Raw genomic sequence first — 25621 nt, 5'->3', positions numbered from 1 at the left:
CTCGAGTCCTTTCCTAGGGCGTGTCCGCTATTCCGCCGGAACGCGCAAGGGGGCAGCGGGGCTGGCGGCAATCATCTCGCGCCGGGTGGCGGCGAAGGTGTCATCGCGGCCCGCGCGTCGCGCCGTGCGCTCGTCCAGGAAAGTCAGGGCATCGCCCATGGCGCCTGCGCGGATGCCCGCGTCAATCGTCAGCCGCTCGAACACGTCGCGTTGCGCGTGGGAGCCTCCGGCCAGTTGCATGTGCCGCCGCGCTTTGCTGAGGCCCGCGAAAGCGGTGGTGTAATCGCCCTCCCCAAAGGCCTCCAGACCTTGGGCGGCCGCCGCGCCGGGGTTGGCCATGCGCATCTCGGCCTCGGTCGCGCCGCGCGCGCCATCGGTGGCGATGCGGGCCACCAGCGTGGCCGCAGCCTCTTCCCGCCGCCCGCCGACCAGGGCCAGAAGGTAGTGGAGATCCGCGAAGATGAGCTGCCCGTCATCGGTGCGCGCCGCCGAGGTTTCAGCCAACTCGTCCCAGCGGTTGCCCACATCGGTCCCCTCCAGCTCCAACCGCATCAGCAGTGACGTGGCGTTGGAGATATCGCGGTAATCGTCGGTATGATCGGCGCGGATCAGCGTGTCGTAGAGGTCCAGCACAATGTCGGTCTGGCCCAGGTCCAGATGCATCAGCGCCTTGTGCCACCACACGTGGTAGCGGAAATTGTTGCAGTGCGCCCAGGCGGCTTCACGCCCCGACAGCCAGCGCAGGCCCTTCTCGGGCGAGCCGATCATGTCATAGACATGGGCCACCGCGTGCAGGCCCCAGGCGTCGTCGGGGCAGATTTCCAGCGCGGCCGAGCCCATGGCCGCCGCGCGCCCGAATTCGCCCGTCTCTTCCAGCGCGAAGGCGTGACAGCCCATCAGGTAGCCGCGCCCGGGATGGTCGTCGCCGTAGGCGGGGATCACCGCCTCGATCGAGCGGCGCATGCCTTGCGCGTCCCCCAGGATAAAGCGGATCGCATGGCTGATCTTCATCGCCAGGGTATCATCCGGCGCGGTCTCCAGCACCTTGTCGAGGAGGGCCACGGCCTTCGACGGATGCCCGCCCAGCCAGACTTCCAATGCGCTGACAAACGCGCGTTCCCGCGCCGAGACGGGGCGATGGGCGTCCGATGTTTTTGCGCTTGTGCAGGCCTCGCGGGCGGTTTGAACCAGCTCTCCCCGGCCCAGAAGCAGCAGGAACATGCCCTTGACCGCATGGGCCAGGGCGAAGTCCGGATCGGCCGCCAGGGTCGCCCCCAGGTGGTCCGGCGTCGCCGCGCCATGGGCCAGAAACGCCAGTTGCGTCGCGTTCCATGCCTCAACCCCAGCCGTGGTCGCGATGGTGGTGGGTTGGCCGAAACAATCGATCTGCGCCATGCGGTATCCGATTCTGATAGTATTCCTACCTTCCCGATTAGACCATGGACTGGCCAGCGCGAAGAGAAGATGGAGCGATATGACGGACATGTGAGCCACTGGCATGACCGCGTGAACACTTTCCCGCTGATCGGTGCAAAATCGGCAGGAAGTCGCTGTAATTGCGGTGCTTTGCGTTCACAGATCGCCCGAAATTCGGGCCGGATGCCCAGGATCAGGACCCTAGGCGTCCGGCGTGGGCGCCGTGCCGGAAAGCCAATCCAGCACGGCCTGCGTGTCCTCGCCCAGATGCGGCGGCGGGCGGCGATAGGTGACCGGCGTGGCCGAGAATTTCAGCGGATTGCCGATCAGCTCCACCCCGCCGCGATCAATCCCCCCCTTGGCCATGTCGATCCGCATCTCACGCGCTGTTGCCTGATCGCTGGTAAAGGCCTGCTCCAGCGTGTTGACCGGGCCGACGGGCACTTTGCGCGCCTCAAGCCCCGCGACGATATCGGCCTGGGAATGCTGAACCATCAGGTCTTCCAAAAGCGGGATCAGGGTGCCCCGGTTCACCACGCGCGCCGCATTGGTGGCAAAACGCGGGTCGTCGGCCAGATCGGGCCGCCCGAGGAAGTCGCAAAACCGGGTGTATTGCAGGTCGTTGCCCACGGCGACCAGCACGAAGCCATCGGCGCAGGCGAAGGTCTGATAGGGGACAATCGTGGCGTGCTCATTCCCCCTCCGCGGGCGCGGTTTGCCCGTCGTCAGATGCGCCACGCCTTCGTTGATCATCCACGCCAGCGAGGCATCCACCAGCGCCAGATCCACGTGCTGGCCTTGCCCCGTCGCGTCCCGGTGGCGCAGGGCGGCCAGGATGCCGACGCTGGCATACATGCCGGTCATCACATCGGCGATGCCCACGGCCACTTTCATCGGCGCGCCCTCGGGCTCTCCGGTCAGGGACATGATGCCGGAATATCCTTGCGCCATAAGGTCATAGCCAGGCTTGTGGCTGTTGGGGCCCGTATGCCCAAAGCCCGAGATCGAGCAGTGGATAAGCTGTGGATAAGCCGCCAGCATACTGGCGTGATCCAGCCCATATTTCTCCAACCCCCCCGGCTTGAAATTCTCGATCAGCACATCGGCGCGCGCGGCAATCTGGCGGATCGTCTCCTGCCCCTCTGCCGTCGCGATATCCACGGCCACGGACAGCTTGTTGCGGTTAGCGCACATGAAATAGCTCGACAGATCCGTGGGCTCGCCGTCGTCACCCATGGCGAACGGCGGCCCCCAGCCGCGCGTGTCATCGCCGCGCTCGGGGTGTTCGATCTTGATGATCGTGGCCCCCAGATCGCCCAGGGCCTGGGTGCAGGTCGGCCCCGCCAGAATGCGGCTGAGGTCAAGGACGATCAATCCGTCCAGGGGTCCTTTAGATCCGGCCATCATACCCTCCCCGGTCAATTTCGGCGGCAATCACCGTGAACGTCTCGGCTTCCAGCGCGTCTTCAATCGCCACGCGCAACTCGGCCCGGTTGCTTGCCGCCACGCCCGCCCCGCCCATCGCCCGCGCAATCGCCGCGATGTCGTGCTTGCCCGGATAATCCACGCCCGCGTTCGCCAATTGCCGCTCGCGCTGTTTCTTCTCGATCAACGCCAGGGACGCATCGACGAAGACGATGATGATCGGCCTCAGGCCCATGTCGGCGGCGGTCGTCAGCTCTCCGGCGACCATCAGGAAGCCGCCATCGCCCACGAAGCCCACGGCAGGCGTGTCGGGATCGGCCAGCGCAAGGCCCATGGCCATCGGTACGGCGCAGCCCATGGTGCAGAGCGCCGTCGATTGGATCAGCCCGCGCGGGAAGCCGCATTCCCACATCTGGCTCAGCAAGATCCGATGCGCGCCGGAATCCACGCTGGCGCGTGTGGAGGCAGGCAGAGCCGCCCGCGCCTCGGCGATCACGCCCGCAGGGCCCCAAACATCATCCATCGGGAACGCGCGGGCCAGCGCCGCTTTGGTCGCCGCTGGCGCGTCGTCGGGCCAGGTTTCCTGAGGTGCCACATCGAACAGCGCCGACAGCGCGCCGCCGGTGTGGGCGGTAAAGCTGAGGCCCGCCTGGTGCATGTAATGGCGGTTGGAGACCGCCTGGATATCGATCACCCGCTGCTGGTTCGGGTCCCAGGCCTCGCGCCAGCCGGGGCGCATCTCGATGGGATCATAGCCGACCAGCAGGATAAGATCGGCCCGGGCCACCAGCGGCAAGAGGTGCGTGTCGGCCAGGGGCGACAGACCCGCGCCGCCCAGGGCCAGCGCGTGATCCTCGGGCAGGACACCCTTGGCCTTGTAGGTGGTGATCACCGGCGCGCCGAACCGTTCCGCGAAGGCTTCCAGCGTGGTTTCGGCATTGTCGCGCAGAACGTCGAGGCCCGCGACGATGATCGGGCGCTTGGCCTCGGCCAGCCACTGCTTGGCCGTCTCAAGCCCCACACCGTAAGGGGCAATGCAGGCCTCTTCCACGCGGCGGCGGCCCTTGGGCAGGCAGGGCGCATCGGCCACAGCGATGGGCACATCGATCAGGACGGGACCCGCGCGGCGTTCCGTGGCAATCGCCACGGCCTTGTCGGCAATCGTGTCAGCCTCTCCAGCCGTCAGGGTGAAGGTCGCCTTGGTGATCGGCGCCATGACGGCGCGGTGATCAAGGACCTGGTGGGTGTAAGTCAGCGCCTCATCGGCATCGAGGCAGCCGGTCAGCACCACCATCGGCACGCGGTCCTGTTCCGCGTTGGCGACGACGTTGACGGCGTTCATCAGACCCGGCCCCACCGTGGCCACCAGCACCACCGGCGCGCCGTCGACGTGATGCACGCCTTCGCCGATGAACCCGCCGGCATTCTCGTGCTTGACCAGATGAAAGGTGATCCCGGCACGCTCCAGCGCGTCCACGATGGTCAGCACCTCGCCGCCCGGCATCCCGAAGGCATGGCGGCACCCGGCCTCAAAAAGCCGGATGGCAACCGCATCCGCCGCTCGCATCTGTTGTGCCATGAAATCGCCCTCGCCTTTGCTTGGCCTGCCCTACAAGAAACGGGCGCAGGGGCCAAGGCAAGGGGGCCACACTTCCGCGTGTGTCCAAGCGGTTACCGCAAACAGGCCGCGTCACCGCCATTGCAGGACAAAGCCCGCCCGCGTTACATGGTTGCCGGGGGGCAGCACGCCGCCGGTGCGAGGACGAATGGCCCAAAGCTCAGAAACAGAAAGCCGCAAGCTGCTGTCGCGCTTGCAGGCGGTCATGGCCGAGGCTGCGGCGGGCCAGGAGCGTCTGGATCGAATCACGCATCTGATTGCGGATTCGATGGGCACCGAAGTGTGCTCCATCTACTTGCTGCGCGACGCCGAAACGTTGGAGCTTTGCGCCACCCAGGGCCTCGCCGCCGAGGCCGTGCATGTGACGCGGATGCGCATTGGCGAGGGCCTGGTGGGCCGGGTCGCGCGGCTGGCGCGCCCGATCAACACCGCCAATGCGCCCGCCGAAAAAGGCTTTCGCTACATGCCAGAGACCGGGGAAGACGCCTATTCCTCGTTCCTGGGCGTGCCGATCCAGCGCCTTGGGGAACGTCTGGGCGTGCTGGTCGTGCAGTCCAAGGATGAGCGCGAGTTTTCCGAGGATGAGGTTTACGCCGTCGAGGTGGTGGCCATGGTCATCGCCGAGATGACCGAGTTGGGGGCCTTTGTGGGCGAAGGCGCGGCGCTCTCGGCGCGCCACACCAGCCAGGTGATGTTCAAGGGCGGCACCGCCCAGGAGGGCGCGGCGATGGGCCATGTGTGGCTTCACGAGCCGCGCGTGGTCGTGACCAACCCCGTGGCCGATGACCCCGAGGTCGAACGCGTGCGCCTGAACGAGGCCGTGGACCAGCTGCGCACGGATATTGACCAGATGCTGACCCATGCGGCCCAGGGCAATTCCGGGGGCGACAAGGATCAGGCCGAAGTGCTGGAGGCCTACCGCATGTTCGCCCGCTCCCGCGGCTGGATGCGGCGGATGGAGGAAGACATCTCGCGCGGCCTCTCGGCAGAGGCGGCGGTCGAGAAAGAGCAATCCTCGGCCCGCGCGCGGATGGAAACGGTGCCCGATGCCTACCTGCGCGAGCGGCTCCACGACCTCGACGACCTCTCCAACCGCCTCCTGCGCCTTCTGACCGGTCAGGGCAACAACACTGGCGCCGAGATGCCGGCGGACCCCGTGCTGGTGGCCCGCAACATCGGCCCGGGGGAATTGCTGGACTACGGACGCCGCCTGAAAGGCGTGGTGCTGGAGGAAGGCTCCGTCGGGTCCCACGCCGCCATCGTCGCCCGCGCGCTGGCGATCCCGCTGGTGATCCACGCCAAGCGCATCAGCACCGAGGCCCTCAACGGCGACCCCATCCTGGTCGACGGCGACCAGGGCATCGTGCATCTGCGCCCCGAGGACACCGTCGCCTCCGCCTTCCGCGACAAGCTGGCGATGCAGGCCGAAGCGCAGGAGCGCTACGCCTCGATCCGCGACAAACTCGCCACCTCGCTTTGCGGCACCACCGTGTCACTGCAGATGAACGCAGGCCTCATGGCCGACCTCCCCTCCCTGCCCTCCTCCGGCGCCGAAGGCGTCGGCCTCTTCCGGACCGAGCTGCAATTCCTCACCCGCGCCCGCGTCCCCCGGCGCGGGGAACTCGCCCAACTCTACGCCAAGGTCATGGACGCCGCCGACGGCAAGCGCGTCGTCTTCCGCACGCTCGACATCGGGTCGGACAAGGTGCTGCCCTACATGAAGCCCCAGGATGAGCCGAACCCGGCCCTCGGCTGGCGCGCCATCCGCGTGGGCCTCGACAAACCCGGCGTCATGCGGATGCAGCTCCAGGCCCTCATCCGCGCCTCCCAAGGCCGCCCCCTGTCGATCATGTTCCCCTTCATCGCCCAGTTCGATGAATTCACCGCCGCGCGCGATCACCTGATGCGCGAGATGGACCGCGAGGCTGCCCTCGGCCACACCCTCCCCTCCGACCTGCAAGTCGGCGCCATGCTGGAAACCCCCAGCCTCGCCTTCGCACCGCATCAGTTCTTCGAGCTGGCCGATTTCATCTCCATCGGCGGCAACGACCTCAAGCAGTTCTTCTTCGCCGCCGACCGCGAGAATGAACGGGTGCGCCGCCGCTATGACACGCTCAACGTCTCGTTCCTGACGTTCCTGGAACAAATCGTCCACCGCTGCGCGGAAACGGACACGCCGCTCAGCTTCTGCGGCGAGGACGCGGGCCGCCCGGTCGAGGCCGTGTGTTTCGCCGCCATGGGCCTGCGCAACCTGTCGATGCGCCCCGCCTCCATCGGCCCAGTCAAATCGCTCCTGCGCCGGGTTGACCTGCGCGAAGCCCGCGGCGTGATCACCGAAGCCCGCGGCACCGGCGCCCAATCCGTGCGCGGCGCCGTCATGGACTGGCTGAAACGCCAGTCCTGAAGGCCTCAGCCCCCCCAGATAAGCCCCACGGCGATGGACCACATCACGCAGCCCACGAAGATATCCAGGACCTGCCAGGCCCTGGGGCGGGCAAAAAACGGCGCCAACAGTCGGGCACCGAACCCCAAAAGCGCGAAAAACAGGGCCGAGGCCGTCGTCGCCCCGCACCAGAAGACCACCCCCTGCCCAGGATACTGGGCCGAGACGGACCCCACCAGAACCAGCGTATCCAGGTAGATGTGCGGGTTCAAAAGCGTCACCGCCAGGCAGGTCGCCACCGCCGCCTGCCAGCTTTGCACCTTCTCGCCTGCGGCTTGCAGCGCGCCCGTGCCACTGAAGGCGGCGTAGAACGATTTCGCCCCGTAAAAGACCAGAAACGCCGCCCCACCATAAAGCAGCACATCGGTGATCCACGACGCCTCCGACGCGATCCAGCCGATGCTGGCCACGCCCACGGCAATCAGCACCGCGTCGACGAAGATGCAGATGGCCACAATGACGCCCACATGCTGGCGCAGCAGGCCTTGTTTCAGGACAAACGCATTCTGCGCCCCAATCGCCAGGATCAGCGACAGGCTGATGCCGAAGCCCGTAAGGAAAGCGTCCATATCTCAAGCCTTTGTCCGGAAGTGCTTGATCGGGGTATCCAGACGGGCCACATTAGCCAACATAATAATTCTTGGCCCACATTAGAGCAGCTAATGTTTGAACATCCCCAGCTAGAGGCGCTCAGCGCCGTGATCCACCTCGGCAGCTTCGATGCGGCGGCCCACCACCTGTCGGTCACGCCCTCGGCGATCTCACAGCGGATCAAACAGCTGGAGGACCGCGTTGGCATGATGCTCGTGGAACGGGGCCAGCCCTGCACCGCCACGCCCGTGGCGCGCAAGCTGCTGACCCATGCCGATCAGGTGCGCCTGCTGGAAACCGCCCTGGCCCGCGACCTGGGGCTGCCCGGTGACGCCACACCGGTACGCATTGCCGTGAACGCCGATAGCCTCGCCTCCTGGCTCCTCCCGGCGCTGGCGCCGCTTGACGGCTTCCTCTTTGATCTGATCATCGACGACCAGGACCATTCCGAGGCCTGGCTGAAACGCGGCGAGGTCGCCGCCGCCGTCTCCTCGCGCGCGCACCCCCTGCAGGGCTGCGACTGCACCCCCCTGGGCGCGCTCCACTATGCCGCCACGGCCAGCCCCACCTTCGTCAAACGCCATTTCGCAGGTGGCCTGACGGCGGAGGCCCTGGCCCAAGCCCCCGCGCTGACCTTCAACGCCAAAGACCGCCTGCAACGGGATTGGGCCGCGCAGGTCGCAGGCCGCCCGGTCGCCCTGCGCACCCACTACCTCGCCAATGCCCAAGGGTTTGTGGAGGCAACGCGCCTCGGCATCGGCTGGGGCCTGAACCCCCTGCCGCTGGTCCGGCCCTATCTGGAAGACGGCAGCCTGGTGGCCCTGGCCCCCCAGGTGCCCTTCTCCACACCGCTCTACTGGCACGTCAGCCGCCTGACAGGCCCCGCCCTGGCCCCCCTCACTAAGGCCGTGCGCGCCGTGCGGCTGGATCAGCTCTAGACGCGCCGCCCCCCACCTGCCCCAAAGCGCAAAACGATGTCAGCGAAGCGCACCGGCTCCCCCCTTCATCTTGCCAAATACAACTCACAGTGCGCCGCCAGCCCAGCCAACTCACGCCCGCCGCAGGGTCGCCGTCAGAACCCCCATGCCGATCAACGTCGCGCCGCCCGCGCGCGTCAGCCAGGCGATGATGCCCGGACGCGACAGCCGATCCCGCAAGCTGCCCGCCAAAAGCGCATAGATCAGGGCGTTGATCGTGGCCAGCGCCACGAAGGTGCCGATCAGGATCGCGAATTGCGGCAAAAGCGCCGCCTCCGGCGCGATGAACTGCGGCACGAATGCAATGAAAAACGCGATGGATTTGGGGTTGAGCGCTGTGACAGCGGCGGCATGGGTAAACGTCTTGCGGGTGGTGACGGCGTCCGTCTCGGGCAAGACGAAATCGGCGCGGCGGGCCGACAGGATCATCTTGACGCCCAGGTACACCAGATAGATCGCCCCCACCCACTTGAGCGCCACGAACAGCGTGGCCGAGGCCATCACCAGCGCGCCCAGCCCCGCCAGCGAGGCCGTCATCGCCACCAAATCCCCCACCGCAACACCCGCCGCCGTGGACACCGCCACGCGGCGGCCCTGGCTGATCGCATAGCTCAGGACCAACAGGATCGTCGGCCCGGGGATCAGCAGAAGAAGGGTCGAGGCGGCGACAAACGTCAGCCAGGTGTCGAACGGCATGGGGGAACTCCGGCAAATGGTTTTGGCGAGTTAGCCCCAGAGCGGCGGCTTTGTCACCATCAACCAGAAAATCACCATCAGGCCCGCGAACGCGGGCCAGCCCAGCGCGAACCAGACGCGGAACGCGCGCCGCGCCTCGGGCGGCAGGGACGTGTCGTTCTCCGCCGCAACGGCTGCAAGGTCGCGAATGCGGATCTGCAGATGGACGACCGGGGCCCAACACACGAAGGCCAGGGCGTAAAGCGCGTAGGTGACAAGCAACCAGGGCTCGGTCAGGGAATATCCGGTCAGCCAGATCAGCCACAGGCCCGTGGCGGGTTGCACGAGGCCCGCTGGCGTCGTGAACAGCCAATCCGCCACCACAACGCCCGATGCCACGCCGTGCACCTGACGCGGATCGCCCCGGCGCATCACCCAGACCATCTGGAACGCCGTGCCGATGCCAGTGCCAAAAAGGACCGTGGAGCTGAGGATGTGCAGCCATTTCGCGATCAGGTAGGGATCCAGGCTCACCTCTCATCCTCCAGCACCATCCACAGGACAATCAGCACCAGGATCGGCAGATTCTTGAGCAATCCTCCCAACGGTAAAAGCCAGAGGGCGGGGGCGATAAGCGTGAAGGTCAGCGTGTAGCCCCCCACCAAGCCCAGTTGCGCCAGGCCCGTGAGCCGCGGACGCCAGTTGCGCGCAAGCGCCAGGGCGATCAGCAGATCCGCCAGGCCCCCGCCCCGTGCCAAGGCGATCCAGATCCAGTCAGGGACAGACAGATGGGCGGTCATCGGCAGGAAGTGGGCGGCGGGCAGGAACAGCCCGAGCAGGCCCGAGGCGAGCCACAACAGCGCCAGGGTCAGCCGCACCAAGGGGCGCAGCAGGAACAACCGCGCGTGCCACAGGTCCTGGGTCCCCGCCGGGCGCGCAGCCAGGAACGCGTCCACACCCCGGGGCCGCGTCTTGATCCGCGCCATCAGGGGCGCTTCATCGGCCTCCACCCCGTGGCTGATCTGCGACACGGCGGTGCGCGAGATCGGGCCCATGTTCAGCGCATCCCCAACAGCACCACCGGCATTGGCGATGGCGGGCGACATCGGCAAGGGGCGCGCCTTTGGCAGACCGAACCACCCGCGCAGGTCGCTCAACAACTGGCGCTGCGTGATCCGCGCAGGCCCCCCGATGTCCCATGGCTCGGGGCCCGGCGGGGCCTCCAGGCAGTCCGCCACCACCCGCGCCAGATCCTCGGCATGGATCGGGTTGAACACCTGCGCGCCGTCCCCGATCATCGGCGTGGCCAGCGGCAATATGGCCAGCCCGCGCAGCAGCGACGTTCCCCCGTAGGACGTGTCGGCCATCACCAGACCGGGGCGCAACACCGTCAGCCCCGCCGCCTGCGCCACCGCTTCCCCCTCCCGCCGCCAGCGCGCAAAGGCCGTGTCGGCCTCGATCCCGACGGCCGAGATCAACACGCCGCCCGCGCCCGCCGCATAGGCCGCCCTCGGCGCTGCCACATGCACCGCCTCAAACCGCGCCTCGGACGCGGTCAGCAGGCCGGCCGCATTCACCACCGCCCTGCCCTGCGCGGCCGCCTCCCAGAACCCTGGCGCATGGGTCTCGGCCCGGCTCAGGTCTGCCGTGAACGTCGCAAATCCCATCCGCGCCAAACGCCCCGTGCGCCGGGCCGAGGCCAGAACGTCCCACCCCTCGGCGCGCAGATGAAACGCGATATGACGCCCGATGAACCCATCGGCGCCCAGCACAAGGACCCGTTTCACAAAACCCGGCCCGCGACCGCGTCCAGCCTGGCCAGCACCTCTGGATCCCGCGCCTCGGGCGCGGTCATGATCGCGTGCTCTAGCGCGCGGTCACAGCCTGCGGGGCACGGCGCCTTCTCTGGCGACAACGCCTCCGCAATTCCCTTGACCATCGCGCGCGCCGCTGCGGCATTGCCGTGCAGCGTCTCGATGATCTGGGTGATATCCACGGCCCCGTGGTCCGGGTGCCAGCTGTCATAATCGGTGATCATGGCGACCGAGGCGTAGCAAAGCTCCGCCTCCCGGGCCAGTTTCGCCTCGGGCATGTTGGTCATGCCGATCACATCGCAACCCCAGGCGCGGTACATCTTGCTTTCGGCCATCGACGAAAACTGCGGCCCCTCCATAGCCAGGTACGTGCCGCCGACGTGGACCCTCACGCCCGTGGCCTCCGCCGCCTCCCGCGCCACCTTGGACAGGACCGGGCACACCGGATGGGCCACCGAGACATGGGCCACACAGCCGGTGCCAAAGAAGGACTTTTCGCGCGCAAACGTGCGGTCGATGAACTGATCCACGATCACGAAATCACCCGGCGCCATCTCATCCCGGAAGGACCCGCAGGCCGAGACGGCCACCACATCCGTCACGCCGATGCGCTTGAGCGCGTCGATATTCGCGCGGTAGGGCACGCTTGTCGGCGTATGGACATGCCCCCGGCCATGGCGCGGCAGGAATGAGACGCGGATTTCACAAATGCGCCCGGTCAGGATCTGATCAGAGGGCGCACCGAACGGGCCTTGTACCGCCTGCCATTCCGCCTCTTCCAGGCCCTCGATCTGGTACAGGCCCGACCCGCCGATAATCCCGAGATGTCTGCGCATTCACGCCTCCTTAACCACACACGCGCTACGCTTACATCACGGGCAGGGCGATGCAACGGCTGGCCCCGCCTCATCTTGGCGTGGGCTTTTGGCAACGCACCACCCGGGCGCGACGTCGTGTCCTGACAACAATCCCGTGACTTACCGCGCGTGCAGGCGTAGGGGTCCGGCAACCCCCGCGTGCGTGTGCCGCGCCGCTGACGAGCAAATCCCGATCCGCAAGAGGTCCCTCCATGTCCCGCATCCTATTGGCGGCTGCCAAAAGCCGTTTGTCGCCCGAGTTTTCGAATATGGGCCACGGCTGGGGCATTGGCCGCCTGCGGATCGAGGTTCTGGCGGGCCTGACGGTCGCCCTGGCCCTGGTGCCCGAAGCCGTGGCCTTCGCCTTCGTGGCGGGCGTCCACCCGCTAGTGGGCCTTTACGCGGCCTTCATCGTCGGCCTGATCACCGCGCTCATCGGCGGGCGCCCCGGCATGATCTCAGGGGCCACGGGGGCTTTGGCGGTCGTGATGGTCAGCCTGGTGGCGGTCCACGGGCTGGAATACCTGCTGGCCACGGTGGTCCTGATGGGGCTGATCCAGATCGGCGTCGGCGTGCTGCGCTGGGGCAAGTTCATCCGCCTGGTCCCGCATCCGGTGATGCTTGGCTTCGTCAACGGCCTGGCCATCGTGATTTTCCTAGCGCAACTCAGCCTGTTCCAGGAACCCGGCACCGCCGAGGCGTCGGGCCATGGCATGGCCAATGGCCAATGGCTGCAAGGCACGGAAATGGCCCTGATGATCACGCTGGTCGTACTGACGATGCTGGTGATCTGGGCGCTGCCCAAGCTGACCTCGGTCATCCCCGCGCCCCTGGCGGGCATCGTGATCACCGCCGCCATCGTGCTGATCTTCGGCATCGATGTGCCCAGCGTCGGCGATCTGGCCTCCATCGAGGGCGGCTTGCCGGCGTTCCACATCCCCGCCGTGCCGCTCACGTGGGAGACGTTTCAGATCATCCTACCCTATGCGCTGATCCTCTCGGCCATCGGCTTGATCGAAAGCCTCCTGACCCTCAACCTCGTTGGTGAAATCACCGGCGAGAAGGGCGGCGCGTCCCAGGAATGCGTGGCGCAAGGCGTGGCCAATACGGTCACCGGGTTTTTCGGCGGCATGGGCGGCTGCGCGATGATCGGCCAGTCGATGATCAACGTGAAATCCGGCGCGCGCACCCGCGTGGCGGGCGTCGCGGCGGCGCTGTTCCTGCTGTCGTTCATTCTGTTTGGGTCCAGCTTGATCGAGCAGATCCCCCTGGCCGCCCTAGTGGGCGTGATGTTCATGGTGGTGATCGGCACGTTTGCGTGGAACTCGCTCACGATCCTGTTCAAGGTGCCGCTGACGGATGCCTTCGTGATCGTCCTCGTCACCGTGGTCACGGTGGCGACAGACCTGGCCACCGCCGTCGTCGTCGGCGTCATCGTCTCGGCCCTCGCCTACGCCTGGCAGAACGCCACGCGCATCCACGCGATCACCCGCGAAAGCAACACCGAGAAAGACGCCAAGGTCTATGAGATCCAGGGGCCGCTGTTCTTCGGCTCCGCCGATGGGTTCATGGAGCTGTTCACGCCTGAGAAAGACCCCGACACCGTGATCGTGGACTTCGCGGGCAGCCGTGTCGTCGACCAATCCGCCCTGCAGGTGATCGAGGCCGTGGCCGGTAAATACGAGGCCGCAGGCAAGCGCATCATGCTGCGCCACCTGACCCGCGACTGCCACGCGCTCCTGCAAAAGGCGGGCCATCTGGTGGTCGATAGCGACGATGACCCGGATTACGAGATCGCCACAGACTACTCCGTGCGCACGGGGATTTTGGGCGACCACTGAGGGGGGTTCGGCCCCTCCTCCCTATCGCCCTTTTAGGGCGAACGGTCCTCGCAGCCGTTTTGTGGGCGGTCGCGCGGGGCGCTTTGATGTCTTAACAAAAGGTAAACAAAAACGGGTTTTGCTTTTTAACAACGGCTTAGGCCGTTGCTCAACCTTGAGCAGCCTCTCCCAGCGGCTGGATTACTCCCCCGGACGGCTTAAGGAGAACACCTCCCGGATCACCGAGTAATCCCGGTAGCCCAAGCGGGTGAGCGGGTTGAAGCGGGTCACATCAAAGAGCCCGTCCACCAGGCAATCCTCGCGGATATGCACGCCTACGACCTCGCCGAAAACGGCGAAGTTGTGGGCGCCTTCCAGCTTCACGATCTGGGTCACGCGGCACTCCAGATTGGCCGGCGCATCGGCGACGCGCGAACAGGCAATCTCGGTGCACTCTGCCCGCGCGATCGAGGCCCGCGCGAACTCATCCTCCGTCGCGGGCCAGGGCCCCGAGGTCTCGTTCATGGCGTCCTTGGCGGCATATTCCACGATGTTCACACAGAACACGCCCGTCTCCCGGATATTGGCGACGCTGTCCTTCGTGTCGCCGCGATCCTCCTTGGCCGATGTCGAGGAAAACATCACCTGCGGCGGCACGTAGGCGACCGCATTGAAAAACGAATAGGGCGCCAGGTTGTCCGCCCCGCCCGCGCCCCGGGTCGAGATCCAGCCAATGGGCCGTGGCGAGACGATGGCGTTGAACGGGTTGTGCGGCAGGCCGTGGCCATCTGCGGGGCGGTAGTACATGGGGCGAAGCCTCCGTTGAATTCGCGTGGTTTGGCAAAGACCTAGCCCCGTGCTACGCCAAGCGCCAGAGGCAGAGGAGCAGACCGGGCCCGCGATGTATACGCTTTCCCAGGAAGTATTGGACGACGGCCCGGAGGTTGAGGCGCTTTACGACACCTGTTTTGCGCCGGGCCGCGAGGCGCTGAGCAGCTACCGCCTGCGCGACGGCGTGCCGCCGGTAGCGGGCCTCTGCCTGGTGGCGCGCGATGATCTGAACATCGTCTCGGGCGCCGTGCGGTTCTGGCCCGTGCGCGTGGGCCGGGCCGAGGCGCTTCTGCTTGGCCCCATCGCCGTCCACCCCACTCGGCAGGGCGAAGGCCTGGGCGGCCTTCTGATGGACGCGGGCCTGCAGGCGGCGCAGAAGAAGGGCTGGCAACGCATCCTTCTGGTCGGCGACGCGCCCTATTACGCCAAGTTCGGCTTCACGCAGCTTTCAAACGTCACCATGCCGCCGCCCACCAACCCGGCCCGCGTTCTGGGCACCGGCGACTGGCACGGAGTGACCGGCGACGTCACCCGCTGGGGCGGATAAACGCGCCAAACCCATGCGCCCGCGCAACAGGTGACCGTCAATGTGCCGCGCCCGCTTGATCCGCTGCGCAGGCCTTGCCATCAAAAGCCCATGCGGCATGTCCTCATCGTTCTCCTGGCTCTTAGCCTGCTCTTCCCGCGCGGATCGCACGCGCAGGAGTTTATCGCCGTGCCCGACCTCATCTCGGACGAGGCATTCTACCGTGTCGTCTCTTGCGCCGCGCCGCCCGGCGGCGAATGTGCGAAGCCGCTGATCTATTGGCCCGAAGACCGCCGCCTTGCCCTGCGCGTCGGCATCGCCAGCACCGCCGACAGTTTCCTCGATTACCGCTTCGATATTGTGGACGCCGCCATCGATGCCGCCATCGCCGAGATCAACGGCGCGGGCGCCCATCTGTTCCTCGAACGGGTCTATGAGGGCGAGATGGATATCCCCTTCTACCTCGTCGATACGCCCCAGGGCGGCACGATCCTCGGGACCGGCGTGGACGAGCTTGACGGCTCTTCCATCGCCATCGGCCGCGTCGCGATCCGCTCGCGCGGGGATGATATCGTCGCGGCGACCATCGCCATCAGCCAGGACATCCGACGGCGCGAGATCGCCTCGGTCGTGCTGGAAGAGCTGGTGCAATCCCTGGGGCTGGTGACGGACATTGCCTCACCCGCCTATGAGCTGTCGATCTTTGCCGAGAACGGCAATTCCATGACCCGCCTGCGCGGCCAGGACGCCAGCGCGCTCCGCCGTCATTACCCCCGCCCCGGCGTGCCAGAACGCGACACCAATTAACCCATCCCAAGAGGGTCCAAACCGCCATGATCGCCCAGAAAACCGTGCGAGACTACATCCGCACGATCCCCGACTTCCCCCACGAGGGGATCATGTTTCGCGACGTCACCACCCTGTTTCAGGACCCACGCGGCTTCCGCTTGGCCATCGATCAGCTGCTGTCGCCTTTCGTGGGCGAGACCATCGATGCAGTTGCGGGCCTGGAGGCGCGCGGATTCATTCTGGGCGGCGCGGTGGCGCACCAGCTTTCCAAGGGCTTCGTGCCCGTGCGCAAGAAGGGCAAACTGCCCGCCGCCACGATCGAGCAGGCCTATACGCTGGAATACGGAGAGGCCGTGGTCGAGATCCACGACGATGCCGTCCAGCCCGGCGACAAGGTGCTGATCGTGGACGATCTTCTAGCAACCGGCGGCACGGCCGAGGCCGGGATCAAACTGATCGAGCGGTTGGGCGCCGAGGTCATCGGCTGCGCCTTTGTCGTCGACCTGCCGGACCTTGGCGGGCGCACCAAGCTGGAGGCCATGGGCGTGCCGGTCCATGCGATCTGTGTCTACGAGGGGCACTAGAGGCCCGGATCGAGCAGCCCTGGGCAGAAATTTTGCAATCAACTGCGCGGGTTAACCTAACGTTAAGTATCTTCCCATAGCAAAGAGGGAACCGCCGTGTACGTGGCGGACTTCTGTGCTTGTAGTATCGCAAAGCTGCGCGTCTTGACCCCAATCCAGGACGCGCAGCGTTTGATACCGCGCCCTCCTCCATTGTCATCCCCGCGCGCCCCCGCTAGGGCTAGGGCAGATGCGGGCGTGATGGAATTGGTAGACATACCAGACTTAAAATCTGTTGGGCCTTGTGCCCGTGCGGGTTCGAGTCCCGCCGCCCGCACCACTTCTCATATGGGCACCGTCCAGTGCCTCTAACGCTTTGAACGGCAACGCTATTTTTGTGGTTCTAGCGCCTTCATTTCGGCAATATAAAACCCGGTCAGCTATCGCCAGTTTGAGCACGGTCCGACGCAACTCGATATGCCCGCTTTCCCATAGTTTAAAGGGGTTTGCGAGGAATGTGAGGACAGGTTCTAGTTTTTCCTCGAAGTTTCCTGCTGGTTCTTCGGTTTTCTCCATCTGCTCGACCAAGACAGCCTTTCCACGCTCCAAGGCGACAATTTCGCCTTCGTAAAGCGGAATGACAGACTCGCTTTGTGCGGACAGGATGCGGTCCATCAGCGCTTTGATGCGTTGGTCGAGTCGCTTGAGTTCTGCCGCCGCTGCCTTTTTTTTGGACTTGGCTTGTTCAACCCGTGCGTCCCAGACGCTCCGGAACATCGCCGTGGCGAGCGCCATCAGCGGCTGCGTCGGTTGTAATGTCTTGATGATGTCGCCGACTTCGCCCTCGAGCTTGTCGCGTCGGATAGATTTGCCATAGGCCTCACAGCCTTTCGTCTGACAGAGGTAATACGCGTAGGTTCCACCGTTCCCGCGCGTAAACGAGGACCGCAGCGGCGCTTCACAGCATGCGCAGGCGACTACACCCCTTAGCGCGAAGTGATCGCCGATATTTTTGCGCTTCGGGGCTTTTGCCTTCCCTGCACGCCGCTCTTGAACCTTCTCGTAGGTCTCCAACGATATCAGCGGCTCGTGCTGCGCTTTCAGCCAGGTGATGCCGTACCGCTCGCTGCAGATGTACCCGGCGTAGATGGGCTGCGTCAGGACCGTGGTGACGCGTTGCTGCTTAATCTCACCCCGCCTGTTGCGCGGGAACTCAGGAAAGCTCTCAAAAAAGCGCTTCACTTCGGCCTGGGTTTCAAACCGTCGGGACGCGTAGCCCTCAATGGCCTCGGTGATGATTGAGGCCAGAGGCTCATCGCGCACCAGCATCTTCCCTCTACCCTTAACGGGCGTGTACTTCAGGCCGATAGGGGCATCATGAACCCAGTATCCGGACTGCATCCGCGCCTCCATCTTCTGGGAGACCTGACGCCCGTTTTGTTTGCGTTCCAACTCTCCCTGGGCGGCAATAATAGTCTCAATGAACTCGCCTTCGGGATTGTCGTCCTCAAAGTTGAAGTTCAGGCATTCCACTTGCGCTCCGCGCTGGCGCAGAGCCTCGCGCAATTCCAAGTGGAACCGGACCGATCTGGCGAACCTTTTGGGATCGTCGAACACGACCACGAAGTTTTCATGGGGTTGTGCATCCAAGAACACGAGCAATGACGTCATGCCTGGACGCTCGGCGTAATCCACACCGCCGCTAATTGTGTCAGAGAACGAAGCGACGACCTCAAGACCTTTAGCCTTGGCGTGATCGCGGCACCTTTTTTCTTGGCTGGCCAGGCCATTTCCATCGTTGGCCTGCGCACGTGAGCTGACCCTCGCATAGGTTACGGCTTTACGGCTCATACATCCTCCTTCTCGTTGGTGTGTGTCTTCCAGTCTAGCACAGCGGCGTTCAGCGCGGTGGTCAGGTGGAGGACTTGTCCACTGGTTTTTGGGGCGGGCTCTGCAACGATGTTCCATTGCAGATCGACAAAGGCGATGACGATGGACCAGAGGGTCTCAATAAGTTGACGCTTCTCGTCTTCCGTGGCCGTTGGATCGTCGAGATACGGCAGCCACGCCTCCCAATCGAGATGAAGACTGGGCCGGGATGCGGCAGACGTAGGATTGGGCGAGAGCGTTGTGGGCGCACCTGATGCGTCCGAACACGACGGGGGATTGGGGACCGACATGGGACCTCCTTTCGTTGCGGGTTGTGGGGATGCCGGGCAGTTTGCTCTGCGCACAGCGCGCAGAACAAAAGAGGAACATTTTGCCCGACAACCCATTATTTTGCAAGGATTAAATTCCTAGACCTGGGAAGTGAGGGTGAGCGGGAGCCTTACTTGGTATGCCCCTTCGTTTGCTTCGGACCCTCCTGCGATTGGGCCATGCGGTGCTCCTTGAAGGCGGCGCGATCACGCTCCATCGTCTTATGGTGGGCGCGGCGGGTCAGCTCTGACAGTCCGAGCATGTCCTTGGCGCGGAAGCTGGACGTGTCCCGCATATTGCCGTCCTGATCCTTGTAGGTCCGGGCCAGCGTGACGGAATGGTATGCGCCGTGCTCCGCCGACTCATTGCGCCATATGGCAGCCTTAAGGTTGCCGTCACGCAAGGTCTCCTCCGGTGGGTTGCGGTCTTGGTCAGACATGAAGTCTCCTTTCAGGTTGGGGTGGTTTGGATTGCTTCGGGGGGCCGCGCGCAGGCGTTCGGCCTCCCAGCGGGTGTTGAAGGCCTCTGCATCGACCTCAGCGGCAAAGTTGGGCGACGGACGCGGGACAGGGCGTGGATGGTCTTCCTCGATCATTGTGCGGGGGCGGACGTGAGCAGCACGTTCGTCCTGCATCTGCTCACGTGCTTGCGCCTTCATGTGCTCCTCCGACGGCCTGTCGTCATTGGCCGCCGCAAAAAGCCGGGCGACGCGCAATTCCCGCAAACGACGCGAGAAGTTGTCGCCCGGGAGATCCGGTACGCTATCGGCGTACGTGATGGGTTCGCGCTTCGACACGGATCAACTCTCCACTCTCGACCAAAGGCCATTCCGATATTGCGGGTAGTGAGCAAAGCGTGCTGGCACCGGCTCGGTGATGACGCGGCGGGTGCGTTTGCCCCATCTCGTCGCCACGGTGACCCGATCCAACGGAGGCATCGCCGGATGGGGGTGGAACTTACCCGTCAAGCTGCGCTGCTCGTAATAAGGCCGCCGTTCCAGCTCGATCGGGTACTCCACATCCTCGTGGAACAGATAGGCCTTGTTCGACGGCATGTTCATGATCTCGTCGGGCGTGCGCAGCTCCCGGCGGGTCTTGGTCTGGTGTGTCTCCGCAAAACCGTGATGCGCGAGGTCAAACCCAGCCTTCAGAGGGTCACCGCCGGTGATCAGGGATTGGATGGCTTGGTTGCGGGCATGAACAGCACGCTCCTGCGCCATGGTGTCGTCGTACGCGAGCGTTTGAGCGCCCATGCGGCGGGAGCAATCCTGGCAACTCTCCCAATCGCCCCGCAGCGCAAACATCACGGAGGCGCCGGCGCTCGACAGGATGAGATCCTTGGCGCCAGGCGCTAACCCGTTCATTTGCGCATTGGACTGCAGGAAGATGACCGGCACGCACCCAATTCCGGCACCGTAGGTAAAAAGCCGTGGTATCAGCGGAAAGCCACCAGCCTCTCCGCCAAACTGGCCGCATTCGTCGATGAAGAAGGTGATGCGGTTCGCGGCGGGCGCGCGGGATTTCACCAGCATGGCGGAGACAAAGGCCGCTTTGATGACGGCGCTCCAGCCGGAGATGAACTCTGCAGGCGGGCAGAGATACAGCTGCCAGATCTGATCACTGGCAACTAAGTCTTCCATCTTCATCGTATAGGGCGGCGAGACAGACGCCATCAGCAATGGATCGGAGAGACAAGCCACAGCGCGCATCAGCTCCCCGATGATGCCGCGGAAGCCATTGCCGGTGTCTTTGCGCGAGGCGGCGATTTCGGCTTCCACCCGCCGCACGACGGGGAACTCCGAACGAGACATGTGGAAGGCGAAGTCGAGCCATTCTTCGCTTTCGGTCGGGATCATATTGATCACCCGATAGAGCGACGGGAAGCTGAGCTCGCCTTCCAACTCAACGATGGCCAGCGACAGCGCCTCGCCGAACTCCTGACCCCTCTCGGGGAAGTACTTATCGGTCCGTGGCCCACCGACAGGGATCAGGTTCTGCCACAGCACCTTGGTGTCCGAGACCAGCATGGGACTGCCGCGTTTGATATGACCCAGGAAGTTGATCCGGTCTTGGGGCAACCCGTGCCAGCCCGTTGGGTTCCAAGTCGCTATGAACTTGCCATCGGCCGTCTGGTCTTGGGCGATGTAAGCAGCTTCCCCTTTAGGATCCAAAGTCACCGAAGACGTTAGGCACGTGCCCGACAGCAGATTAAAAATGAGCAAATCCCGCAGCTTACCGCTGCGTGCACCCGCGGTCACGACCGTTCCCGCCGGGCCATGTGTGTAGACTTCCCGGCCCTCAAAAAAGCCAAGGAAGATCGAATGGGGGTGCTGTTCGAACAAGCCCGCGCGGAGCAGCTCGTCATAGGTTGCGGGTCGCGTCGAACCGAACCGGTTCGACGCATTATCATCCCGGCTCACCGGCGGCCGCCAAAGAGCTTGAGCATCACAAACAGCACTATGGACACAAAGGCCACGCCCAGAACCAGCATGGTGGTGAAGAACATCAACGGATAGGCCGCGATGCGAAGGAGCCAGTAAATCAATGTCGCCCATCCATCCTGATAGCGCGCGAGGATCGCGTCGATGATCGACGGCTCCAACGCTGCCCAAACGTCAGGCGTCCAGAAGACGGCGGCGTAAAAGCCAACGAATGCAGACATCCATTTGCCGCTGGAGGCGATAAGAGGGTGAGGTTGCGGAGAGTCCTTCCCCCCAATTGCCGTAAAGAGCCATTTCATTGCAAATCCTCCAGATGAGAGAGCATGGGAAGCCAAGCCCCACTGGGTCCGGCTGATACGAAGGATGACGGAGTCGGTGTGACGGCGCTGGCAGGCGGCAGATCGATCAACTCGACATAGCTGCTCAGATGGGCGGCAAAGGCGCCCTCGATCCGGGTGTAGTTGTTGTATTCCGGGTCGGTGCGCCGGTAGCTGTTGGCCACGCCGATGATCGTGTAACTCCGCCCACCATCTCGGGAGACCAGAAGCGGCCCACCGGAGCCGCCTGGGATGCCATCGCAGCCCTCGGTCTCAATCACCGCCGTGGAGCCTTCTGGCATATCGCCGGTGTCCCGACGGCCTGTTGCCCTGCAACGGACGCCAAAGACGGCGTGGCGTTCAAACCGATCCGATACGTTGCGATCCGCAAAGAGGGGATGGTCGGCATAGAAGTCGACTTCGGCGAAGCGATAAGCACCCACGTTCAGGACGATCTGGTCCTCTGCCCCCACCAGATCATCCGGCGTCAGCGCGACAGGCAGTATATGGGCCGCGTCACAGGCCGGGTCCGCAAGTTCCACAATCGCATAGTCGAGGCCGAGGCGCGCCCGCGGCGCCATGCTTCCGAGATCCAGGGTAACGAAGTCGTAGGCGCGTCCGCAGGCCTCCAGATAGATACGCCCGTCGGACGGCGGCAGGGGCCGCGGCGTGCGCCCGTACGGGCCTTCCCACTGACCGGCCTCGGCAAAGAGATGGGCCGTGGTCAGCACCAACGTGGGCGAGATCAGCGCCCCGGTCCCTTGGCCCGCATGGTCCCAGAAGACGGGACCAATGCCGGAGAGATGGTCAGGCAGCGCAGGGCTATCCAGCGCAAAGATCTGATCGAGGAACGCGACCGGCGTGCGGTCATCCCGACCTGGCGAGGGGGCGAAGGGGATGGCGGCGCCACGCCCCGGTGCTTCCGGCCCCTCCGGGACCGGCGGCAAGTCAGGCGCGTCATCCTCCTCGGGCTCTGGCGTGGACCACAATTGGGTCCACGCCGCGACAAGCCACTCCGGCGCGTCGATCTCATCCACCGTTGAGCCGAGGAGCATGGCGAGGCTCAGAAGACCGGCAGCGGCCACCGGCCAGCCATGCAGGACAGACACGACCTTATACATCATCCTTGCCTCCGGGTTTCTTGGTGGACGTGGGCTTGGTCGTGCTGCTCGGCTTGCGCTTGGTCGGGCTCGCCTTCGCCGGTCCTGTCGAACGCGGACGCCCACGGCGCGTCCCTTTTGCGGCCTCGATCTTCTTTTTGGTCTCCTCGGACCGGTTCACGAAGACCTCAACCTTATCGAAGTCCTCCATCATGACGAAGCTCGGGACAGGCCGTTCGTTCTCTTCGCGCAGCTTGGCTTTCAAGGCTTGGTAGAGCGCCAGGCGGAAGCCAACCGCGATCCAGCCGCAGAGGTCAAAGAGGATGGCGGCAACCGTCAGGCCAGGCGTCCGCCACATCGTTGCGACCAGCCGTTCCGCAGGGCTCAACGTTGTCTGTTGCGGTAGATTGGGAACCAGGGCGGCAATTCGGTCGGCTTCGGTTTCCAACTGACCTGCATACACCCGCATGTCAGCGGTGATCTCAGCGATCCGGGCCTGGGACTGCGCATTGGTCTGGCTGCGGGGCGGTACGCCTTGTGCCACATGAGACGCAGCGGAACGGACGGCCCGCGCCGGATCAAGCGCCAGCAAGGCCCGCATTTCCGCAATGGCGCGACCTGAGAGAACATCGAGCTGCGCAGCAGCTTCGGCTCCAGAGACCTCTGGATTGGCCTGGAAGGCCCGCATCTCAGCCAAGATGGCTTCCAACGCATCGATCCGCCCGTTGGCTTGATCTAACGCCGCCGCAACAAGACCGGCGGCGGATTGATAACGGTCGGCCGCCGCCGCATAGGACCGCGACACCGACCCTTCGCCCGGCACCCCGGTTGGTCCAAGCCCGGCAATCTCGTCGTCTTCGGCTTGCTGAGCCTGCTCTGCGCGTTCAACCAAAGCCGCCCGCGTCAGAGCCATTTCGCCGATATAGAGGGCGAAGTCCTGGCGGGCATTGTCCAGCGCGTCGATGTCGCTCTGCTGAGTGACACTCAGGCTGATGCCGCCGCCATTGGCGCTTAGGCTGCCTAAGGACGACGGGATGGCGAACGCGAAGAAGCCGATGGTGCCGACCAGCGCGTAAATCAAGAGAGGTTTGCGGGTTTCCAGAGCGGGAAGAGCCCATGCGCCTGCCCAAAATGTGCGCGCAATCAGCCAGAGGGCGAGGCCTAGAGCCGCGCAGCGCAGATAAACGCCGAGGTCGGGATGGTCGAACTGGCTGGCGTAGCCGAGTACCGCGGTTGCCGAGGAGATAATCGCCAATCCATTCAGGCTCGGTTTGGCGATGGCTTCATATTGGGCAATCATGTCTTCCAGCCAAGGGCTCGTCCACGGCGGCAGCGAAGGATGCTTGTGCATTTGCCTATTCTCCGAAGGAAGTGAGGCCCGGACCGCGCAGCAGCGTAGCCAAGGCGATTCCTCCGGAGTACGGATTTCGGAAGTTTCCCGCTGGCAGGGTCAGGTACCGCTCGGCGGTTCGTTCAGCAGAACCATGGCGAGGATCAGCAGCGCCAGCGCGACAAGTTTGGCCTGTGTTATGCTTTCGCCAAATATCAATAGAGCGGCGGCTTGGACGAGGAGGATACCAAACGCGCTGGTGACGATCGAAAGGACGCCAAGGTCCGCGGTTCGGCTTAGCCAAACAAAACCCGCAGCAGAGGATCCCCAGAGCGATGCGCCAAGGATGGCCAAAGCCGGGTTCGCGGACAGCGCGGCATGTTTCAGAGCAATAGTGCCCAGGGCAGATGCACCAGTCGCGACAACAAGGACGAATATCCCAAACAAGTTGAACATGGATAACCCCAAAAACGATTGACGCCCCCGGTTTGCACCGGAGGCGTCGAGCGCGCTGGCAGAGGGTTGAGAGATCAGCCGTCGTTGAACTGTTCAGACGCCAGAACATCACGACAGAGCTGAATCAGCGTCAGACGACCGAGCCAATGTTCACCAGGTGGTTCGGTGATTTCGCCCGCAACGGCACGTTCAACCCAGAAACGGATGCCCCTGTCATAGCTGATCGGGTCATCAGACCAATCCTCGGTCACAGGAAGATATTCGGTCTTCTTTCCATCGAAGACCTCGTCAATCGTCTCTGGCGCAATAACCAGCGGACAGCCACAGGACCAGCGGTATTGAATACCCTTTTCCAAGCCTCCGTAGAGCGCATAGGCCACCATCCAACGTACCATCGGCACCGAGAAAGGGCGTTTGTCGTTCCGCAAACCAATCGGCACGTCGATCTTCAACTCGTGCAGCCAAAGGCCAAGGGTAGTGAAGGCTGCAACTGTCAGCAGTTTCTCCGCAGGTTTGGCGACGATTTCGTTTGGGCCTGCGGGGGCCGCCGGTTGAACGGCTGGGGTTCCGTCGTACTTTCTTAGCTGCCCGTCTGCGTCAAAGCAATTTGAGCAGCGTCCTAAGATGCGTTCAGTCATCTCGGTCCTTTCCGCGCCGAAGCGCTCTAGTTTGGTCCGAGGGTGCAGAGGTGGGGGTATCCAAACACTTGCCCTTGCATCTGGATGACCGGCCGGGTCGCCACGTGCCCCCTCGAGATGAGGCTTGGGACCGGTTTCCTGATCCCTTTAGATGGCATCGCAAAGGTGCGCTCGGTGGTCAGTAGAATGCGGTTGGAAACGTCCAGCGGGTTTCCAATGGGCAGCCTAACCATCGGAATTGTCACGTTTTATTTGAGTGAAATAATTAGGTATGTTATGCTGACCTAATGGCAGAACGAAGAACCGAGACGTACTCGGTCGAATTTCACCGCGACCCGCTCACAGATGAGATCAAACGCGAAGTCTGGTTCGACCCGAAAACAGGAAAAGCCCATCGCCCGAACGGACCGGCGGAGGTAGACTTCTACGAGTGGGAGGGCCGGCGATGCCGAAGCGAGACCTTCTACAATCAAGGGACCATCTATCGAGAAGGCGATCTTCCGAGCATGGTCGTAGTCGATGAAGAGACGGGAACGGCAGTTCTGCAGGAATGGTCGGATGACGGATCGCCCTGCAGGTTGGGTGGCAAACCCGCCATCATCCTCACTGACGTTTCAACAGGTGTTGTCGAACGCGAGGAATACTGGGAGCATGGAGATAGGCATCGGGCTGATGGCCCGGCATACATCGAGCGCAATCCTAAGACTGGAGCGATCCTCACAGAGAGCTTCTACGACCGAGGGGAAGAAGTTGACCCAACTGCAAGGCCTCCACCGTCCCCTTCCTAGAGTGTCCG

Annotated in this window: 24 protein-coding genes, 1 tRNA gene and 1 pseudogene; 8 read left to right on the top strand and 18 right to left on the bottom strand. The window is 64.2% G+C overall.

Annotated elements, in window-relative coordinates; translation table 11 throughout:
- Positions 1-27: 27 nt before the first annotated feature.
- The 3 genes from AC6I9R_RS07510 to AC6I9R_RS07500 all read right to left on the bottom strand — a co-directional run bounded on the left by AC6I9R_RS07510 (position 28) and on the right by AC6I9R_RS07500 (position 4420).
- Positions 28-1395, bottom strand: a complete 1368-nt coding sequence (locus AC6I9R_RS07510) for a tetratricopeptide repeat protein (RefSeq protein ID WP_461429351.1) — start codon at positions 1393-1395, stop codon at positions 28-30.
- 222 nt (positions 1396-1617) lie between these two features.
- Positions 1618-2820 carry a CaiB/BaiF CoA transferase family protein gene (locus AC6I9R_RS07505; RefSeq protein ID WP_461429350.1) on the bottom strand — a complete coding sequence of 401 codons (1203 nt, stop codon included), beginning with the start codon at positions 2818-2820 and terminating at the stop codon, positions 1618-1620.
- The gene (locus AC6I9R_RS07500) at positions 2807-4420 is read right to left on the bottom strand and encodes a thiamine pyrophosphate-binding protein (protein WP_461429349.1); all 1614 of its coding nucleotides are present in this window, start codon (positions 4418-4420) and stop codon (positions 2807-2809) included. The genes AC6I9R_RS07505 and AC6I9R_RS07500 overlap by 14 nt, the downstream gene beginning before the upstream one ends.
- 187 nt (positions 4421-4607) lie before the next feature.
- Here AC6I9R_RS07500 and ptsP point away from each other — a divergent pair, with 187 nt between their 5' ends.
- Positions 4608-6863 carry a phosphoenolpyruvate--protein phosphotransferase gene (ptsP, locus tag AC6I9R_RS07495; protein ID WP_461429348.1) on the top strand — a complete coding sequence of 752 codons (2256 nt, stop codon included), beginning with the start codon at positions 4608-4610 and terminating at the stop codon, positions 6861-6863.
- 5 nt (positions 6864-6868) lie between these two features.
- On the opposite strand, the gene AC6I9R_RS07490 is transcribed toward ptsP, so the two are convergent.
- Positions 6869-7471: a LysE/ArgO family amino acid transporter gene (locus AC6I9R_RS07490; RefSeq protein ID WP_461429347.1), complete on the bottom strand. Its 603-nt coding sequence runs from the start codon at positions 7469-7471 to the stop codon at positions 6869-6871.
- Positions 7472-7564: 93 nt separating this feature from the next.
- Here AC6I9R_RS07490 and AC6I9R_RS07485 point away from each other — a divergent pair, with 93 nt between their 5' ends.
- Positions 7565-8431, top strand: coding sequence for a LysR family transcriptional regulator ArgP (locus tag AC6I9R_RS07485; RefSeq protein WP_461429346.1), 867 nt, complete (start codon positions 7565-7567; stop codon positions 8429-8431).
- A 111-nt stretch (positions 8432-8542) separates the two neighbouring features.
- On the opposite strand, the gene AC6I9R_RS07480 is transcribed toward AC6I9R_RS07485, so the two are convergent.
- Genes AC6I9R_RS07480 through AC6I9R_RS07465 form a run of 4 tightly spaced genes read right to left on the bottom strand, consistent with a single transcriptional unit; the run spans position 8543 to position 11795 of the window.
- Positions 8543-9166: a LysE family translocator gene (locus tag AC6I9R_RS07480; RefSeq protein WP_461429345.1), complete on the bottom strand. Its 624-nt coding sequence runs from the start codon at positions 9164-9166 to the stop codon at positions 8543-8545.
- A gap of 30 nt (positions 9167-9196) precedes the next feature.
- Complete coding sequence (locus AC6I9R_RS07475; RefSeq protein ID WP_461429344.1) at positions 9197-9679, bottom strand: DUF2269 family protein; 483 nt, start codon at positions 9677-9679, stop codon at positions 9197-9199.
- Positions 9676-10932, bottom strand: a complete 1257-nt coding sequence (locus AC6I9R_RS07470) for a DoxX-like family protein (RefSeq protein WP_461429343.1) — start codon at positions 10930-10932, stop codon at positions 9676-9678. The genes AC6I9R_RS07475 and AC6I9R_RS07470 overlap by 4 nt, the downstream gene beginning before the upstream one ends.
- A complete protein-coding gene (locus AC6I9R_RS07465; protein WP_461429342.1) occupies positions 10929-11795 on the bottom strand; it encodes an S-methyl-5'-thioadenosine phosphorylase in 867 nt (288 codons plus the stop codon). The genes AC6I9R_RS07470 and AC6I9R_RS07465 overlap by 4 nt, the downstream gene beginning before the upstream one ends.
- A gap of 233 nt (positions 11796-12028) precedes the next feature.
- Here AC6I9R_RS07465 and AC6I9R_RS07460 point away from each other — a divergent pair, with 233 nt between their 5' ends.
- Entirely contained in the window at positions 12029-13657 is a 1629-nt protein-coding gene (locus tag AC6I9R_RS07460; protein ID WP_461429341.1) for a SulP family inorganic anion transporter, read from the top strand.
- Between the two features lie 180 nt (positions 13658-13837).
- Here AC6I9R_RS07460 and AC6I9R_RS07455 read toward each other — a convergent pair whose 3' ends face one another.
- Positions 13838-14443: a flavin reductase family protein gene (locus AC6I9R_RS07455; protein WP_461429340.1), complete on the bottom strand. Its 606-nt coding sequence runs from the start codon at positions 14441-14443 to the stop codon at positions 13838-13840.
- 94 nt (positions 14444-14537) lie between these two features.
- Between AC6I9R_RS07455 and AC6I9R_RS07450 the strand changes: the two genes are divergently transcribed.
- From AC6I9R_RS07450 to AC6I9R_RS07435, 4 genes are all read left to right on the top strand, one after another.
- Positions 14538-15014: a GNAT family N-acetyltransferase gene (locus AC6I9R_RS07450; RefSeq protein ID WP_461429373.1), complete on the top strand. Its 477-nt coding sequence runs from the start codon at positions 14538-14540 to the stop codon at positions 15012-15014.
- A gap of 90 nt (positions 15015-15104) precedes the next feature.
- Positions 15105-15800 carry a DUF2927 domain-containing protein gene (locus AC6I9R_RS07445; protein ID WP_461429339.1) on the top strand — a complete coding sequence of 232 codons (696 nt, stop codon included), beginning with the start codon at positions 15105-15107 and terminating at the stop codon, positions 15798-15800.
- Between the two features lie 29 nt (positions 15801-15829).
- A complete protein-coding gene (locus AC6I9R_RS07440; RefSeq protein WP_461429372.1) occupies positions 15830-16366 on the top strand; it encodes an adenine phosphoribosyltransferase in 537 nt (178 codons plus the stop codon).
- Between the two features lie 231 nt (positions 16367-16597).
- A tRNA-Leu gene (locus AC6I9R_RS07435) sits at positions 16598-16685 on the top strand.
- 506 nt (positions 16686-17191) lie between these two features.
- Here AC6I9R_RS07435 and AC6I9R_RS07430 read toward each other — a convergent pair.
- The 9 genes and pseudogenes from AC6I9R_RS07430 to AC6I9R_RS07390 all read right to left on the bottom strand — a co-directional run.
- Positions 17192-18196, bottom strand: a pseudogene (locus AC6I9R_RS07430) (recombinase family protein); the annotation flags it as partial.
- Positions 18193-18525, bottom strand: coding sequence for a hypothetical protein (locus AC6I9R_RS07425; protein ID WP_461429338.1), 333 nt, complete (start codon positions 18523-18525; stop codon positions 18193-18195). The pseudogene AC6I9R_RS07430 and the gene AC6I9R_RS07425, both read right to left, overlap by 4 nt.
- 149 nt (positions 18526-18674) lie before the next feature.
- Positions 18675-19340, bottom strand: a complete 666-nt coding sequence (locus AC6I9R_RS07420) for a hypothetical protein (protein ID WP_461429337.1) — start codon at positions 19338-19340, stop codon at positions 18675-18677.
- A 3-nt stretch (positions 19341-19343) separates the two neighbouring features.
- On the bottom strand, positions 19344-20963 hold the full coding sequence (locus AC6I9R_RS07415) for a type IV secretory system conjugative DNA transfer family protein (protein ID WP_461429336.1): 1620 nt from the start codon (positions 20961-20963) through the stop codon (positions 19344-19346).
- Positions 20960-21205: a hypothetical protein gene (locus AC6I9R_RS07410; protein ID WP_461429335.1), complete on the bottom strand. Its 246-nt coding sequence runs from the start codon at positions 21203-21205 to the stop codon at positions 20960-20962. Before AC6I9R_RS07410 ends, AC6I9R_RS07415 begins: the two co-directional genes overlap by 4 nt.
- A 74-nt stretch (positions 21206-21279) precedes the next feature.
- Positions 21280-22422, bottom strand: a complete 1143-nt coding sequence (locus AC6I9R_RS07405; RefSeq protein WP_497863084.1) for a trypsin-like serine peptidase — start codon at positions 22420-22422, stop codon at positions 21280-21282.
- Positions 22415-23752, bottom strand: a complete 1338-nt coding sequence (locus tag AC6I9R_RS07400; protein ID WP_461429333.1) for a hypothetical protein — start codon at positions 23750-23752, stop codon at positions 22415-22417. The genes AC6I9R_RS07405 and AC6I9R_RS07400 overlap by 8 nt, the downstream gene beginning before the upstream one ends.
- A 99-nt stretch (positions 23753-23851) precedes the next feature.
- Positions 23852-24187, bottom strand: a complete 336-nt coding sequence (locus tag AC6I9R_RS07395; protein ID WP_461429332.1) for a hypothetical protein — start codon at positions 24185-24187, stop codon at positions 23852-23854.
- Positions 24188-24261: 74 nt separating this feature from the next.
- Positions 24262-24825, bottom strand: coding sequence for a hypothetical protein (locus AC6I9R_RS07390; protein ID WP_461429331.1), 564 nt, complete (start codon positions 24823-24825; stop codon positions 24262-24264).
- Between the two features lie 287 nt (positions 24826-25112).
- Here AC6I9R_RS07390 and AC6I9R_RS07385 point away from each other — a divergent pair, with 287 nt between their 5' ends.
- On the top strand, positions 25113-25613 hold the full coding sequence (locus tag AC6I9R_RS07385) for a hypothetical protein (protein WP_461429330.1): 501 nt from the start codon (positions 25113-25115) through the stop codon (positions 25611-25613).
- The last annotated feature ends 8 nt before the right edge of the window (positions 25614-25621 follow it).

This window comes from Gymnodinialimonas sp. (assembly GCF_059726805.1).
Note: the sequence above shows the minus strand (reverse complement) of the source record. Positions and strands in the feature narration are given on the sequence as shown.

Coding starts and splice junctions, on each gene's coding strand:
- AC6I9R_RS07490 (WP_461429347.1), bottom strand. CDS start 7,471: ATGGACGCTTTCCTTACGGGCTTCGGCATCAGCCTGTCGCTGATCCTG.
- AC6I9R_RS07390 (WP_461429331.1), bottom strand. CDS start 24,825: ATGACTGAACGCATCTTAGGACGCTGCTCAAATTGCTTTGACGCAGAC.
- AC6I9R_RS07410 (WP_461429335.1), bottom strand. CDS start 21,205: ATGTCTGCATTCGTTGGCTTTTACGCCGCCGTCTTCTGGACGCCTGAC.
- AC6I9R_RS07500 (WP_461429349.1), bottom strand. CDS start 4,420: ATGGCACAACAGATGCGAGCGGCGGATGCGGTTGCCATCCGGCTTTTT.
- AC6I9R_RS07395 (WP_461429332.1), bottom strand. CDS start 24,187: ATGTTCAACTTGTTTGGGATATTCGTCCTTGTTGTCGCGACTGGTGCA.
- AC6I9R_RS07485 (WP_461429346.1), top strand. CDS start 7,565: ATGTTTGAACATCCCCAGCTAGAGGCGCTCAGCGCCGTGATCCACCTC.
- ptsP (WP_461429348.1), top strand. CDS start 4,608: ATGGCCCAAAGCTCAGAAACAGAAAGCCGCAAGCTGCTGTCGCGCTTG.
- AC6I9R_RS07405 (WP_497863084.1), bottom strand. CDS start 22,422: ATGTATAAGGTCGTGTCTGTCCTGCATGGCTGGCCGGTGGCCGCTGCC.
- AC6I9R_RS07460 (WP_461429341.1), top strand. CDS start 12,029: ATGTCCCGCATCCTATTGGCGGCTGCCAAAAGCCGTTTGTCGCCCGAG.
- AC6I9R_RS07450 (WP_461429373.1), top strand. CDS start 14,538: ATGTATACGCTTTCCCAGGAAGTATTGGACGACGGCCCGGAGGTTGAG.
- AC6I9R_RS07385 (WP_461429330.1), top strand. CDS start 25,113: ATGGCAGAACGAAGAACCGAGACGTACTCGGTCGAATTTCACCGCGAC.
- AC6I9R_RS07425 (WP_461429338.1), bottom strand. CDS start 18,525: ATGTCGGTCCCCAATCCCCCGTCGTGTTCGGACGCATCAGGTGCGCCC.
- AC6I9R_RS07505 (WP_461429350.1), bottom strand. CDS start 2,820: ATGGCCGGATCTAAAGGACCCCTGGACGGATTGATCGTCCTTGACCTC.
- AC6I9R_RS07455 (WP_461429340.1), bottom strand. CDS start 14,443: ATGTACTACCGCCCCGCAGATGGCCACGGCCTGCCGCACAACCCGTTC.
- AC6I9R_RS07480 (WP_461429345.1), bottom strand. CDS start 9,166: ATGCCGTTCGACACCTGGCTGACGTTTGTCGCCGCCTCGACCCTTCTT.
- AC6I9R_RS07400 (WP_461429333.1), bottom strand. CDS start 23,752: ATGCACAAGCATCCTTCGCTGCCGCCGTGGACGAGCCCTTGGCTGGAA.
- AC6I9R_RS07510 (WP_461429351.1), bottom strand. CDS start 1,395: ATGGCGCAGATCGATTGTTTCGGCCAACCCACCACCATCGCGACCACG.
- AC6I9R_RS07465 (WP_461429342.1), bottom strand. CDS start 11,795: ATGCGCAGACATCTCGGGATTATCGGCGGGTCGGGCCTGTACCAGATC.
- AC6I9R_RS07445 (WP_461429339.1), top strand. CDS start 15,105: ATGCGGCATGTCCTCATCGTTCTCCTGGCTCTTAGCCTGCTCTTCCCG.